The organism is Candidatus Cybelea sp. (assembly GCA_036489315.1).
In the GTDB taxonomy this organism is placed as follows: domain Bacteria; phylum Vulcanimicrobiota; class Vulcanimicrobiia; order Vulcanimicrobiales; family Vulcanimicrobiaceae; genus Cybelea.
Map to the genome: position 1 here is coordinate 82,641 of DASXFZ010000022.1, position 14,782 is coordinate 97,422.

General features: G+C 63.9%; 12 protein-coding genes. 8 read left to right on the forward strand and 4 right to left on the reverse strand.

The genetic code is table 11. The annotated features are described in order from the left end of the window. The first annotated feature begins 4 nt into the window (after positions 1-4). The 3 genes from VGG51_05790 to VGG51_05800 are packed head-to-tail and all read left to right on the forward strand — an operon-like array spanning position 5 to position 2,600. Positions 5-1,042, forward strand: a complete 1,038-nt coding sequence (locus tag VGG51_05790; GenBank protein HEY1882537.1) for an ATP-binding cassette domain-containing protein — start codon at positions 5-7, stop codon at positions 1,040-1,042. Then, positions 1,039-1,794 (forward strand): hypothetical protein, encoded by a 756-nt coding sequence (locus VGG51_05795; protein ID HEY1882538.1) that lies wholly within the window; start codon positions 1,039-1,041, stop codon positions 1,792-1,794. The genes VGG51_05790 and VGG51_05795 overlap by 4 nt, the downstream gene beginning before the upstream one ends. An 8-nt stretch (positions 1,795-1,802) precedes the next feature. Then, positions 1,803-2,600, forward strand: coding sequence for an ABC-2 family transporter protein (locus VGG51_05800; GenBank protein HEY1882539.1), 798 nt, complete (start codon positions 1,803-1,805; stop codon positions 2,598-2,600). Positions 2,601-2,630: 30 nt separating this feature from the next. On the opposite strand, the gene VGG51_05805 is transcribed toward VGG51_05800, so the two are convergent. Further along, positions 2,631-3,377 (reverse strand): pirin family protein, encoded by a 747-nt coding sequence (locus tag VGG51_05805; GenBank protein ID HEY1882540.1) that lies wholly within the window; start codon positions 3,375-3,377, stop codon positions 2,631-2,633. A gap of 78 nt (positions 3,378-3,455) precedes the next feature. Between VGG51_05805 and VGG51_05810 the strand changes: the two genes are divergently transcribed. Then, positions 3,456-4,250, forward strand: a complete 795-nt coding sequence (locus VGG51_05810) for an ABC-2 family transporter protein (protein ID HEY1882541.1) — start codon at positions 3,456-3,458, stop codon at positions 4,248-4,250. Continuing rightward, positions 4,247-5,131, forward strand: a complete 885-nt coding sequence (locus tag VGG51_05815; GenBank protein ID HEY1882542.1) for a serine hydrolase — start codon at positions 4,247-4,249, stop codon at positions 5,129-5,131. The genes VGG51_05810 and VGG51_05815 overlap by 4 nt, the downstream gene beginning before the upstream one ends. On the opposite strand, the gene VGG51_05820 is transcribed toward VGG51_05815, so the two are convergent. Next, a complete protein-coding gene (locus VGG51_05820) occupies positions 5,110-5,451 on the reverse strand; it encodes a GIY-YIG nuclease family protein (protein HEY1882543.1) in 342 nt (113 codons plus the stop codon). The genes VGG51_05815 and VGG51_05820 overlap by 22 nt on opposite strands. Here VGG51_05820 and VGG51_05825 point away from each other — a divergent pair. Beyond that, a complete protein-coding gene (locus VGG51_05825; GenBank protein ID HEY1882544.1) occupies positions 5,450-6,811 on the forward strand; it encodes a M28 family metallopeptidase in 1,362 nt (453 codons plus the stop codon). The two genes, VGG51_05820 and VGG51_05825, sit on opposite strands and share 2 nt — an antisense overlap. On the opposite strand, the gene VGG51_05830 is transcribed toward VGG51_05825, so the two are convergent. Continuing rightward, a complete protein-coding gene (locus tag VGG51_05830; protein ID HEY1882545.1) occupies positions 6,733-8,121 on the reverse strand; it encodes a tetratricopeptide repeat protein in 1,389 nt (462 codons plus the stop codon). The genes VGG51_05825 and VGG51_05830 overlap by 79 nt on opposite strands. Further along, complete coding sequence (locus VGG51_05835) at positions 8,045-9,667, reverse strand: hypothetical protein (GenBank protein ID HEY1882546.1); 1,623 nt, start codon at positions 9,665-9,667, stop codon at positions 8,045-8,047. The genes VGG51_05830 and VGG51_05835 overlap by 77 nt, the downstream gene beginning before the upstream one ends. Positions 9,668-9,855: 188 nt before the next feature. Here VGG51_05835 and VGG51_05840 point away from each other — a divergent pair, with 188 nt between their 5' ends. Both VGG51_05840 and VGG51_05845 read left to right on the forward strand, forming a co-directional pair. Further along, entirely contained in the window at positions 9,856-13,908 is a 4,053-nt protein-coding gene (locus VGG51_05840; protein ID HEY1882547.1) for a TonB-dependent receptor, read from the forward strand. A 13-nt stretch (positions 13,909-13,921) separates the two neighbouring features. Beyond that, on the forward strand, positions 13,922-14,779 hold the full coding sequence (locus VGG51_05845; protein HEY1882548.1) for a redoxin family protein: 858 nt from the start codon (positions 13,922-13,924) through the stop codon (positions 14,777-14,779). The last annotated feature ends 3 nt before the right edge of the window (positions 14,780-14,782 follow it).

The window sequence follows — 14,782 nt, forward strand, 5'->3', positions numbered from 1 at the left end:
CGCAATGGCGAATCGCCGTGTCCTGCCGATCGTAGAAGCGCGCGACCTGCGCAAGGTCTTTCGGACGACGAAGCGCACGCCGGGAGCACTCGGCGCGCTGCGCTCCCTCTTCACGCGCGAATACGAGGAGCGGGTCGCCGTCGGCGGGGTTTCGTTCGCGCTCGAGCCCGGCGAGCTGGTCGGCTACATCGGCCCGAACGGTGCCGGCAAGTCCACAACCATCAAGATGCTCACCGGCATCCTGGTTCCCACCTCCGGCGAGGTCCGAGTCGCCGGCCTCGTGCCGTGGAGAAGCCGTAAGGAGAACGCGCGCAACATCGGTGTGGTCTTCGGCCAGCGCAGCCAACTCTATTGGGATCTTCCGCTCATCGAGTCATTCGAACTCCTGCGGGCGATCTACGGCGTTCCCGCCGATCGCTATCGCCGGAACCTGGGCGAGTTTGTCGAGATCCTCGAGATGGAGGATTTTCTGCGAACCCCGGTACGCCAGTTGTCGCTCGGCCAGCGGATGCGCGGGGATTTTGCGGCGGCACTACTGCACGGCCCGCGCGTCGTCTACCTGGACGAGCCGACGATCGGGCTCGACGTCGTCGCAAAGCAGGCGATTCGCGAGTTCATCGCGCGGATCAACGCCGAGCGCAACGCAACGATCGTCCTGACGACCCACGACCTCGCGGACGTGGAGCGGCTCTGCCGGCGAATCGTACTGATCGATAACGGCTCGCTCATCTACGACGGCGACATCGATCGCATCAAGAGCGAGTACGGCCGCTTCCGCACGCTCGTCGTGCGTTTCTGCGAGCCGATCGCCCATCCGGAGCTCGAAGGCACGGAGCTTGCCGGCGTCGAGGATTCGGTCGCGCGATTCCGCTTCGATCGCAACCGGCAGCGCGCGGATCTGCTCGTGCGGCAAGCGAGCGAGCGATATCCTGTAGAGGACGTGAGCCTGGAGGAGCCCGATCTCGAATCGATCATTCGGCGCATCTACATCGAAGGCTACGAAGAGCGCCCAGAAGAGCGGCCAAAGGAGGGCGCGCGATGATTCTATCAAGCAACACGAAGCGGCCGAAGGTCCACTCGAGCGCTTACGTCGCGCCGACCGCCACGATCGGCGGAGAGGTAACGGTCGGAGCCGGCTGCGCGATATTGCACGGCGCGGTCGTCGTCGCGGAGGGCGCCCCGATCACCATCGGTTCCGACACGGTCGTCATGGAGAACGCCGTGCTCAAGGCCAGCGGCGGAAGCGCGCTGCAGTTTCCGCTGCGCATCGGCAGCCGCTGCATCGTCGGCCCGCAGGCGTACGTCGTCGGCGCGACGATCGGAGACGGCTGTTTCATTGCCAGCGGGGCGAAGATATTCAACGGCGCCACGCTGGAGGACGGCAGCGGCGTGGCGCTCGGCGCAATCGTTCACGTAAACTCGCGCCTCACCAAAGGCGGCAGCGTTCCAATGCAGCACATCGCGCTCGGCGACCCGGCCATCGTCTATCCCCCGGAGAAGGCGCCCGAACTCCACGCAAAGATACAGTTCTTCGCCGACGTCTTCAACTTGGAGGGAACCGACGCGCCGCGCGCTCGCGCGGCCGAGGCGTATTCGAAGTTTCTGCGAAAGGTTCACGCGCAAGACTCCGCGCTCGACGAGCATCGAAACGTCAAGCCGCCGCGTCGTTCGGGAGAGGAGCCGCCGCCCACACAGGTGGCCGAGGTCGACAAAGTCGTCGACGTCATGATGCTCGAGCTCGAAGAGATGGAGCAGCGCCGCCAAGCGGCGATCAAACGGCAAAAAGGCCGCTAGGAGTCCGTTTGGAGGCGGCGCTTCTTCCGTATATCGAGTTCGCAAAGAAAGCGTTCGCGCGCGAGGCTACCTACCGGGTCGAGGTGCTCACCGAGATCGGCTCGCTGGTCCTTCGCGTCTATATCCTGCGCTCGCTCTGGACCGCGCTCTACACGCAGAACGCCGCGCCGGCCGGCCTGCCGCTGCACTCGATGATCACCTATGCAACGGTTGCGATGTTGATGTCGCTGATCCTCGAGGTCGACGCGACGCGCCTCATTCGCGAAAAGATTCGTGAAGGGACGATCGCGACCGATTTGATGAAGCCGATCAGCGTGCCGTTCTACTTCTTCAGCGACGGACTCGGGCAGACGGTGCTGCACGGGCTGCTCGTCATACCGTCGCTGCTCTGCGCGTTGCTGCTCGTGCACATCGACGTTCCGCCGCCCGCAACGTTCGGCGTCTTCCTCGTAACGTTTGCGATCGGTTATGGAGTGAACTTTTTTCTCAACTTCTTGATGAACTGCATCGCCTTCTGGACGCTCGAAACGTTTGCCGCACAGCTGATCGTACGCTGGGCGTCCGATCTGCTCTCCGGCCAGATCATCCCGTTGACGTTTTTCCCAGGCCTCTTAGGCCGGCTCGTCTTCGCACTGCCGTTTGCGGCGATCTACTCGACGCCGTTGCTGATCTACGTCGGCATCATTCCGCCCTCGCAATGGGCGATCAGCATCGGCGTACAGGTCCTCTGGCTCCTACTCTTCGCCGCGCTCTCCTCACTGGTTTGGCAGGCCGCCGCGCGTCGCGTCGTCATCCAAGGCGGATGACGAACGGGGGTCCAGTTCGCTTTTTGCTTTTTATCGGGCCGTTTCGGGGACCTCGGGTACGTCCCAGAGCACGAGCTCGGCCTCGCCGCTGACGCGCAGCTCCGGGACGTCGTAGAAGCGCACCGCGTCGCCCGCCAAAAGCCCGCTGCCGTTCGCTTGCACCGATCCGGAGGCGACGAAGAGAAACCCATATCGGTTCGGGGCAACTTTTGCTTCGAGCACGCGATCCGCACCGCTGAGCCGGGCGACTTTGAACGTCGCGTCCTGCGTGATTCGAATCGGCGCTGCAACGTCGGGATCGCCGCTGACCACGTCGAGCCAGCGATCGCGCCGATCGCCTTCGTCCAGCGCCAGCTGCCCGTAGGAAGGCGGCGTTCCTACACGCCCCGGGAGAACCCACATCTGCACGAGGTGCAGCGGCTCGACCGGATCGTTGTTGTACTCGCTATGGCGAACGCCGGTGCCGGCACTCATGAACTGGACCCCGCCGGGCCCGACGACACCGTGATTGCCGATGCTGTCGCGGTGGGCGAGTTCTCCGGAAAGGACGTACGTGACGATCTCCATGTCGCGGTGCGGGTGCTCTGGAAAGCCTTCGCCCCCTTGGATGGTATCGTCGTTGAAGACGCGCAGCGCCCCCCAGTTGAGGTTCGCCGGGTCGTAATAATCCGCGAAGCTGAACGAATAATAGGTATCGAGCCAGCCGGCATCGACGTGCTCCCGCGACGCGGCCGGGATCACCTGAAAAACGGGTAGACGCGAAGTTACCGTGCTCATGGCCTCTCTGACCGCCGGGGCCTCCCGCCGGGTTGCGCCGGGGATGGGGAACCGCCGGAGGGGCACGAAGGGCTAAACATGCTCGGCGCCTACGCGCAGTACTGGCGGATCAATATCCTCACGATGCTCGAGTACCGAGCCAACTTCGTGATGTGGTTCTTCTTCACGATTATCTACCACGGCGTCGCGCTCGGCGCGCTCTACGTGACGATGGAGCACTTTCCGTCGATGAACGGCTGGAGCTTCCGCGAGATATTCTTCCTCTACGCGCTCTGGATGTGCGGGCACGAACTCCACAACACGCTGTTCTTCACCGTCGTCAGCGTCCCGGAGTACGTGCGCGAAGGCCGCTTCGACCGTTTCCTCGTGCGCCCGCTCGACGCGCTCTTCCAGGTCCTGACCGTGCCGCAGCAAATCGTGCCCGACGGCTTGATCCTCGGCGTCGCGACGCTCGTCGTCGCGACGCAGGCGGCGGGAGTGCGCGTCGACTGGTTTTTCGTGCTCTTCGTTCCGTGTATCGTCGCCGGCGGCGCGCTGATCGACCTCGGCATTTCGTTAGCGATCGCCACGCTTTCGTTCTGGGTGATCCGCGTCGACACGCTGCGCTGGGTCGTGATGTCCCTGGAACAGGATTTCACGAGGTACCCGATCAGCATCTACAACCGCGGCGTGCGCATCGTCCTCGCCTTCGTTCTGCCGTTTGCCTTCATGAACTACTTCCCCGCAGCGTACTTTTTGCAGAAGGCCGATACGGGGCTGCACCTCAGTCCGGCGATCGGTTTGGTCACCCCCGCGATCGGCCTAGCGTGGTTCGGCGCCTCCTACGTTTTCTGGATCTTCGGTTTGCGGCACTACCAAGGAACGGGGTCGTGAAGCGCGCCGCATTCTTGGCCGGCGGCGGCGCCGCCCTGCTTTCCGGTCGCGCAGTCGCACGCTCTCTCAATCTCCGCATCGCCCGCATCGCCGGCGAGCTGCCCGGCAGGATCGGCGTCTACGCGCGCACGCTCGTGCCGGGCGCGCCGCTGGCCGCCTACCACGCCGGCGAGCACTTCCCAACCGCGTCGGTCATCAAAGTGCTCGTGATGACGACGGCCTATGCGAAGCAGGAGGCGCATCCCGGCGCGCTCTCCGCGGTCGTCGTCTATCGCAGCGGCGATTTGATCGGCGGCTCCGACTTCATGGCGAGCGCGCGAGACGGCCAACGATTTACCGTCGCCGAGCTGATCGTCCCGATGATCACGGTGAGCGACAACACGGCCGCGAATCTGCTGATCGGACACTTCGGCGTCCACGCGATCAACGCCGTGGGAAAGCGAGCGGGAATGACTCGAACGCACCTCGCGCGCAAGTTCCTCGACTACTCGGCCATCGCGCATCACAACGACAACGTGTCGACACCGGCCGATATGGGACACCTGCTCTACCTCATCGAGCTCGGCGCGCACGAGGGAATCCCGACGATCGTCAGCCCGCGTCACTGCCGCGCGATGCTCGACATCATGCGCGGTCAAACCGACCGCGACGGAATACCGGCGGCGCTTCCGGCGCACACCGCGGTGGCTAACAAGACCGGCGAGATCGAAGGGACGCGCAACGACGTCGCGGTCGTGTCACCCTACGGCGGCGATCCGTTCGTTTTGGCGATCATGACGAAGGACGCATACGACTACGCCGCCGCGTACGCGGCGATCCACGCGGTTACTCGCGATGTCTATCTTTCCGCGCGCAGGCGCTACGCCTCGCCCGCAAGTTGAACTCGGCAGCCGTAGACTTCGCGGGACCGCAACGCCGAGAGCTTCGCGGCACGCGTAAGCCGCTTGAAGCGAGCCTCCTGCGATTTTGCCAGCGCAAAGGTGCCCGGATGCCACCACGCGAGCAGCGACACGGGCAGCCGGCCGCGGGTATACTTTGCCGCCTTACGCTCCCGGTGCGCGAGCAGGCGGCGCGGCAAATCAACCGTAGCGCCGGTGTAGAGCGATCCATCGCGGCAGCGGAGCACGTAGACGGCGGGTTCTGCGGCTAGTGCCTCTTGCGCATCAGGAGGATCGCACGGCGCCGTGCAACGTTGGGTCATGACCTTGCTCAACCTGCCTCGTTTTGCGCGGATTGCCTGCTTCGTCGCCGCCGGATCGCTGCTGGGCGCCGGCGCCGATGCAGCCTTGCCGGCGACCGCCCCCTATCCGCCGATCGCGACGATGGTCGCGGCCGTCAGCGCCAACCGTCTAAAGAGCGACGTCGAGACGCTGGTAAACTTTGGAACGCGCAACGATTTCTCCGAACGGACGTCGACCGCTACGCACGGCGTCTTCGCGGCGCGCGATTGGATCACGGCAAGGTTCAAAGCGATCGCCGCCACGACCGGTGGACGGATGACGGTCAAGCTCGATACGTACCTGCAGGCAAAGACGCCCAAGACACCCCGGGCGGTATCCGAATCGAGCGTGATCGCAACCCTGCAAGGCAGCGAGCCGGGCCGGATCTACGTGATGTCGAGCCACTTCGACGATTGCGACGGCCATTGTACCGACGGCGTGGGAACCGCACCCGGCGCGGACGACAACGCTTCCAGCGTCGCGGCGGTCTTGGAGGCCGCGCGCGTGATGGCGGGTACGCATTTCCGGGGAACGATCGTCTTCGCGTGCTTCGACGGCGAAGAGCTGGGACTGTGGGGCAGCAATCACTACGCGCAGGAGCTGGCGGCAGCCCACGCGCCCGTGCTCGCCGTTCTGAACGACGATATCATCGGTAACTCCACCGGCGGTGACGGAAGCTCCGAGAAGAACGTGATTCGCGTCTTCAGCCAGGCGCTGCCGGCCGGCACCGACATCGCCCGTGTGAACCTCGTCGGCTCCGAGAACGACTCGCCCTCGCGCGAGCTGTCTCGCTTTATCGCTTCGGTCGTGCCCGCCTACATCGATCTTTCGGTGCGGCAGATCTATCGCGCCGATCGCTTTCTGCGAGGCGGCGATCAGGAATCGTTCCAGGATGCAGGCTTCGCCTCCGCGGTGCGTTTCGTCGAGGCGCACGAGAATTTCACCCACCAGCACCAAGACGTTCGCGTGCAGGACGGCGTCCAATTCGGAGACCTGCCCCTTTTCATGGACTGGCAGTATTTACAGCGTGCGACGGAAGCCAACGTCGCGTCGCTGGGGACCCTCGCCTTGGGCCCGGCGCCGCCGGGTAAAGTACGCCTCGTGCTCTCGCACTTGGGCTACGACTCGACGCTGCGCTGGAGTCCCGCGGCCGATGCCGCCTCTTACGAGATTCTCTGGCGAGCGACCGACGCGTCTCAGTGGCAGTACGCACGCAACGCCGGCGACGTCACGCAGGCGACCGTGCCGGTTTCGAAGGACGACTATATCCTAGGCGTTCGCAGCGTCGACGCCAACGGGCTGCCGAGCCCGGCCGTGTACCCCGCCGCCGCGCGCGAATAATACGCTAGCGTCTTCGGGGGCGCCTCGGGACGAGGCCAAATCGCGGCCAGGAGCGCCTTGAAACGCGCCCGCTGCTCGATTGGAGCGAACCACGGCAAGCTGCGCAGCATGAGCAGCGCCGGCTCGCGCTTCGCGAACGCCTCTTCCAAATGACAGAGCGCCGTTTCGAGACGCCCGAGGCCGACGGCGACGGTGGCGAGATTGAACTCGCACACGAACTCCGTGCGAGACATCTCCTGTAGCGTCCGATAGATGCCCTCGGCGCGCTCGTTCTCGCCGCAATCGGCGTACGCACGCCCCAGCAACGGGAGCCGCAGTGCAATATCTTCGGCGCGATCCTGGGGAAGCAAGAGCAGGTCCGAGATCGCCCGTGCCGGCTGCTTCGAGAGGATAAAGGCTTGCGCGCGATAGCGCCTCGCGATTGAAAAATCGGGCCCGCTTTCGATCAGGCTCGAAAACACGTCGATCGCGCGACGGTACTCGCCCGTGTGCACGAACGTGCGGGCGAGGGAGAGCTGGAGCGCGGGCGAGGACGGCTCGATCGCGAGGGCATGCTGGATCGCTCGCAGCGCCTTGGCGCCGGCGCCTTTGCACAGGTAGAACCACGCGGCGTTGACGTAGACGCAGACTGACTTCGCGTTGAGCCGCACCGCGCTTTCGATTTCCCGCTCGGCCTCCGTCCAGTTCCAATCGCAAAACAGGACGAGGTTCCCGAGCGTCGCGCGGGCCTCGGCGCAGCCCGGATCGATCTCGAGCGCGCGAACGATCGCGGCCTTCGCCTTTGGAAACATGTAGGAGCCCGATGCGTACCAGTACTCGGCTTGCAGGGCGTGCGCGCGCGCCAAGCCGATCAACGCCGGGACGTACTCAGCGTCAATCTGCAGTGCGGCTTGAAACTGCTCGGTCGCGGCGGTGAGCGCCGTCGCCGTCCGCTTCTCCAGCAGGTAGCAGCCGCGGCAGTAGTGGGCAAACGCTTCGGCGCCACAGCTCAGCAGCGCGTCGCCGAAGTCTTCGGCAGGCGCGGCTCCTTCGGCAGCGACCGGTCCGACGACGGTAACTGGAGCGACGAAACGATACCCGCGTCCGCGCACGGTCACGACGTAGGCTCGATCTTTTGCGCGCTCGTCGAGCTGCTGCCGCAGCATGTACATGTGCTGCGATAGGTTGCCGTCGCTCAGCGAGGCAGCGGGCCAAAGGTTCGAAGCGATCGTCTCTTTGTCGATGACGTCGCCGTTAGCGTGAATCAGTAAAATCAGCAGCTGCGCGAGACGCTCCGGCAGCGGAATAGTGGTCGCGCCGTGAAAGAGCACCGCTCGCGCTGGATCGAAGCGAAACGATCCGAACGCGTAGACCGGCGAGGTCCGGTTTGGGTTCTTCGCCTCCGCCCGCTCCATCATCAATCCTCAAATGCTCGAAGAAGGGGATTTGTGACAAAGTTCCTCCGGTCAGTGCGATAGGAATCGCGCGCCGGTGACTCGGCTGCAGTCTCGCGACGGGGCCGAGCGACTCTCGAGCGCAATGCACGGCGGCGCTCCAGCGCAGGCACTGCGTTGCCGCCGCAACGAGCGAGAACGCCTCGTGTACTTGCTCGAAGCACGCCCGCACGTAGTGGGCGAACGCGGAGTCCGCGCGGATCACGACCTCGATGGCGGACGCGAGTCGATGGCCGCCCGGCGCGTCGACCTGCCGCTCGAGGACGGCCGCCACCAGTTCGCAGACGGCCGCGCGCTGCGCGGGCGAGTCGGCGATCATCTGGGGAATTATCGCGCAAAGCCGCTCGTACAGGGCAGCAAGCGACGGATCGTCCAACTCGCGAATCTCGACACGCCCGCGAAAAAGACCGGCTGCGGTTAGGGGATCGCCGCTTCGCAACAACCGGGCGAGGGCGATCGAACACCACGCCCGGGCCGTGCGGCGGTCGTTTCCGGCCGACGCAACGCAATGAAGCGCAGCCGCGGCCCGAGCGGCGACTCCGAGAAAACCGAGTCGCTCCGCCCGCGCAAAAACCGCAGTCGCAATCGTTCGGGCGCGAGCGATTCGCCCCGAGTCCAGCGATTGCCAGGCGCGCTGCACCTCCCACGATAGCGCGGTCCACGAGCGTGGAGGCACCTTCGGCACCACCGGCTCGAGCGAACGCACTCCGTCGCGACACGCCTGCAAGGCGAATACCAAGGCCGCCGCACGGTCGCGCTCCGCAGCGGCGCCCGCAGCCGCGGCTTTGCGCGCAAGATCGTCTGCTTCGCCGGCTGCGCCGCCAAGAAGCTCGAGCTTTGCGCGCGCCAACGTTGCGTCGGCGGGAGCCATCGATTCAAGCAGGCCGGTTGCCTCTTCGATTCGGCCGCAGTGCACGTTCGCTTCGGCAAGCGAGGCGAGCGCGGTCCGCCGCCCGGCGCGATCGGGCGCGAGCCGCACGAGGTTTTTCGCGATGCTGCGCATTTCGAGCGAGAGTCCGCGCTCGCGCGCCTCGCAAAAGGCGTGCAGCTCTCGTTGGGACCGGGAATCGTGCCGCGAACCCTGCTCCTCTTCCAAGAACCGTTGCGCGTAGCGCGCGATCGCGCTGACCGCCGCGGCACGCCGGCGCTGAAAGTGCCGCCGCGAGATGCCCGTGCGAGCGGCTAACTCCGCGTTGCTTGAGGTGCGGGCAAAGTCGACGTCGAGAATCGCGCTGCGCAGGCGGGCCGTCTTGGGATCGCTGCCCGGCAGCGCACGCCGTACGATGCGTGCCAAGGCGGCCGTCGAGCATTCGATGCCGGTGCGGCGGCAGAGCGATGCGATCAGCGGCACCGCGGCGAGCGCGCTTTCGTCTTTCGCCCGGTGCAGCATAGTAAAAACGTACCGCTCCGTCGTCGTCGACATGGCAACACGATAACCGGTTGTGCAATGCAGTGTCTTGCGTCGTTGAAAGCCGTTGATGCGAAAGTCGTCCGCTTCGCGCGTACGTCAACGAACATCAAAAGGTCGCGAACCCAGGCTTTCTTAAGGCGAGCAGGGCGTCGTATTCGACGCACCACTCGAACTCTACGCAAGAAGGAATCGTGCAAACAATGAAACGGCAACTCACGCTCCGCTTCACGCGTGCGTCCGTTCTGTTTCTGGCTTTCCTCCTGTTCCAGGAAACGTGGGCACTGGCGGGAGTAACCGGAAATCTCAACGGCATCGTTCGCGACACGGCCGGGGCACCCATCGCGGGAGTAAAGGTCGAGGCGGTTTCGCCGTCCCAGAGCGCGGCCGCCACGACGGATTCAACGGGTCACTTTCTTTTGCTCTCGCTCGTTCCCGATACGTACACGCTCAGCCTAACCAAGGGCGGGTATCAGCCCGTCTCCTTCTCGGGTAACGTCGTGTTCGCAGATCAAACGCAACAAGTCTCGCTGACCCTGACCAAGACGCTGCGGACGATCGGCCGCGTCACGTCGCAGGCGGGGGTATCGCTCGTCAAGTCCGGCGTCGGCGGCGACCTCTACAGCGTAAACTCCGCGCAGGCAGCGGCGGCCGCGGCCCTTGGCGGGGGAGGCAATCTCAACAATGCCTACTCCGCGATGGCGTCGGTACCCGGCGTTCAGACATCGATGACCGGCGCCGGCTGGATGACCAACGCGGCCTACGTGCGCGGACAGAACCAGTACTACACTGGATTCGAGTACGACGGAATCCCGGTGAACCGCGCGTTCGACAACTACAACTCGTCGACCGAATCCACGCTGGGGCTGCAGGAACTTCAAGTCTACACCGGCGGCGGTCCCGCCTCGGTCGCATCGGCGGGCACCTCCGGCTTCATCAACCAGGTCATCAAAACCGGAACGTTCCCCGGGTTCGCGACCGCGAACGTCGGGATCGGCACGCCGCTGTACTACCATCAAGCGCAGTTCGAACTCGCGGGGGCAACGCCGGACCGCACCTTCAGCTACTACATAGGCTTGAGCGGTTACAACTCAGCCTTCGGCATCATCGACAACGATAACGGCGAAAGCTTCATGACGCCGGGCGACTATTTTTCGGGCAACGCCACCGTCGAGAATGCCATCGGCTACGGGTTTGGAAGCAATCAGGTCTTGTCCACGGGCTACACCTGCCTGATCGGGACCTGCCAAGGCGTCAAGCCCGTGTGCCCGCTCTACGGACAAAAGTGGGATCAGCCGGTCGCGACGCTGGGACAGCAGGGCTGCTGGCAGTATTACAACGGTCTCTCAGGCGTGACGTCACAGATCGCCGATCGAGAAAACGTCGTCAACCTGCACATGGGAATCCCCTACAAGAACGGGCTGCGCGACGACGTGCAGCTGCTCTGGAGCGGCTCTGCCGAAAACAACTACGCGTACTTGACTCCCGATGCGGTCGGCCCGGGCAACGGGCAGTTCATCTACTCGCTCTACAATACGAACTATAAGGCGCCGACGTGCGGCCCCGAATCCGTCGCCCCCGGGCTGACGCTCAACGGATGCTCCCGCAACGGGCAGATCATCTCGATGGCGAGCATCCCGTCGTCGATCTTCCCGGCGTGCAACCCGGCGACGGGAGGACCGGAATGCGCACCGACCTATCTCGCGTACGCAGACGGAGTCGCCTATAATCTGCCGTTCGGCACGCCCATCGCCAAGAGCATGTCGTCGATCAAGGCGCCGACCCCGTACTTCGCGCCCGACACGCCCCAGCACGCGTTCGACGGCCCCTTTCCGCTGAACAACCCGGATGTCGACGTCAACCAAAACGACACGGGGATCGTGAAGCTGCAGTACACGCACGCGCTGAGCCAGTCGGCCTACCTGCGAGCGTACGCCTACAGCTTCTACTCGGACTGGCTGGAGAACGCACCGTTCAACGGTGCGACTGGGCAGCTGCTGGTCGGCTTCAACGGCGCCGCCCAATACCAGTTGATAACCCATACCGCGGGCGGCGCGCTGGATTTTCAAGACCAGCTCAACGATCAGAACCTTTTGACGCTAAACGGTAACTACACGACCGCCGGCGTCAGCCGCCTCAATAACAACTCGGCGATCGCAGGCGTCGAGGATTCGCCGATCGGGTACATGACGGCCGGTGCGGGGGGACAGTACACCTGCTACGACCCGACAAAAGGGACGCCAGAAGCTTGCGTCCTCGGCACGAGCGGCGAGAACAACGACTATTACGACACGAATCTCAAGGGCAAAGCCTCCGGCAAGCGCTTTAATTGCGCGCTAAAATCCGTCCCGCAGTGCTTTGTGACGCCGACGTGGAGCAGCACCGCGACGGCCGGCCCGACCGGTTTCGGCGGACCCGCAGGCGCCACGTGGGACAGCCTCTGGAGCGGAAATATTACGGGTTCGCTCAATGAGGTTCAACCGCGCTTTACCAATGCTTCGCTCAGCGACCAGTTTCGCCCGAACGACAAGTTCTTGGTCAACGCCTCCGTACGGTACGACAACTTCACCTACAACTTGCCCGACTCGTTGACCCCGGGCGACTCGTTCTATGCCGGAATGACCGCAAACTACACGTGCGTGTTCGCCGCTACCAACCAGGTCCTAACGATCCCACTCCAGTCGGGCGAGTTTCCGCCGGCGCCGGCGCAGTTCGTCAACGGAAACTGCAATCAAGCGGCGGCGGCCCTTCACCCTTCGGGCCCCCACACCGGCTGGGTTCACCCCAACGGAACGACGCAAAACGGCGTCGCTGCACCGAACTTCTCGGCGGCTTCTCCGGCATCGTATTCGCTGGACTATTGGGAACCGAGAATCTCGGCCACGTACACGCAATCGCCCGACACCGTTTGGCGCTTCTCGGCGGGCCGCTTCACGCAGCCGCCGATTACGGCGTCGGTACAGTACCTAAGCCCGTCGGGCGACGAACGCTCGGTATGGAACAATACGATGAACCTCGGTTTTTATTCACCGTTCCATCCCATTCCGGGCGTCTCGTCGGCGCAGTACGACGCGTCCCTCGAGCACCATTTCCGTAACACCGACGTGAGCCTCAAGCTAACGCCCTTCTACACTTGGGTCAACGACTGGCAGCAGCAGACGTTCATCGGTGCCGGCTTCGTAACCCAGGTTCCGGTCGGCGTTAATCGCGTCTACGGCGCCGAGTTTCAGCTGAACAAAGGTGACTTCAGCCGAGACGGATTCTCGGGGCAGATCGCCTTCACGTACACCAACTCGAAGGTTCAGTTTCAAAACGTCCCGTTGGCTACCGGCGGCGTCATCCCGAATACGACGATCGCTCTGAACCAAGTGATCTCACAATACAACGCCCTGACCAAGGCCGGCGGCGGCAGCCCGTGTTATCAGGGGGGTAAGCCGGTCCCGTGCAACACCGCGAACGGCAAGGTGGCCGCCGGTTTCGACACGGTTCTCAATCCGTATTACAAGCAGCCGCAGCAGGGTTTGATCGACCCCAACGGATGGTACAATCCGTACTCGACCGCGGTCGCTCCGAATCTCAATGGCGCGGTGATCAGCTATATCTCCCCCGAGGTCGCCTCGGTGATTCTCAACTACCGCAAGCACAAGCTCGCGGTAACGCCGAGCCTCTCGTTCCAATCGGGCGGCTACTACGGCAGCCCGCTCGACATCGAAGGGCTCGATCCGCGCACCTGCACGCTCAACTCGGCGTCGACCGGAATTACGAAGCTTTCGCCCAAAACGAATCCCTTGCAGTGCAACTACCTCACGACGACCTCAGCTGGAAGCGGAGCGTTCGGCTACCTCTACATTCCCGATCCTCAAACGGGAAGCTTCGGGTTCGGGTCGTACCAGAATCCGAACTTCCTCGTCGGCAACTTGCAAGTCACCTACGACCTCACGCCGAAGATTCGGCTGATGGTGCTCGGCACGAATCTCTTCCACGCGTGCTTCGGAGGCTCGTCGGAGCCCTGGACCTCGTACTATCCGGCGGGCGGCAACATCTGCGGATACACTCCGGCAGGCAGCTCGCTCAATAGCACCCTCTATCCCAGCAACTTCTACAACGGCACCGGGATCAACGACTTTGCGGCCAACAAAGCTCGCACGCCGGCCGCATTTCAGCAAAGCTATCTGCCGACGTTGGGAAACAATGGCGCCATCGGAGGCGTTCTGCAGCCCTTCAACATCTACCTCAACGCCCAGGTGAAAATCTAGGAAAGGGCTCTGCGTGCGCACAGCGCTCGTGGTTGCGGCAGTGATAGCCGCCTTCGCGCCGGGACCGTGGCAGGTCGGCCTCGGCGCGGAGCCTCCCTCCCTGCAAAGCTTTGACGGCGGCGCCGGCTGGATAAACAGCCCACCGCTCGATGCCGCGCAACTTCGCGGAAAGATCGTTCTCGTCGACTTTTGGGAGTACACCTGTCTCAACTGTCTTCGCACGCTGCCGTATCTGCGAGAGTGGTATCGGCGCTATCACGACGACGGCTTCGTGATCGTCGGCGTACACACGCCCGAGTTCCGCTTCTCCGGGGAACACGCCAACGTCGCCGCCGCGGTGAAACGTTTGAACGTCGATTGGCCGGTCGTACTCGACGACTCGTTCGCGATCTGGAAGCGCTACGGCAACACCATCTGGCCACACGAGTACCTCTACGGCCGTAACGGCCAGCTCGTAGAGAGTTTCGAAGGTGAGGGCGGTTATCAGGACACCGAGGCTCGCATTCAAGCACTCCTTCGCAGCGATCAGGCGGTTCGCAAGCTTCCGCCGATCATGGCGCTGCTGCCGCAGGACAGCTACGACAAGGCCGGTGCCGTCTGCTATCCGCATACGCCGGAGCTCTTGGTCGGGCATCAGAACATCGCCGACGCGACCGCGCAGAACGATCCCTCGCGCGACACGAATTACTCGCCGAGCGGCGCCGGCCCGCGCGACGGCGCGATCGAGCTTCAGGGATACTGGCACCTCTCGCCGCAGGCCGCCGTCTCCGGAGAGAGCGGCGGGTACTTGGCGCTGCGCTATCATGCGATCCAACTAGTCGCCGTCTTAAAACCCGAACGCGGGGGGAACACGCGCGTGGAGGTCACGTAGGAC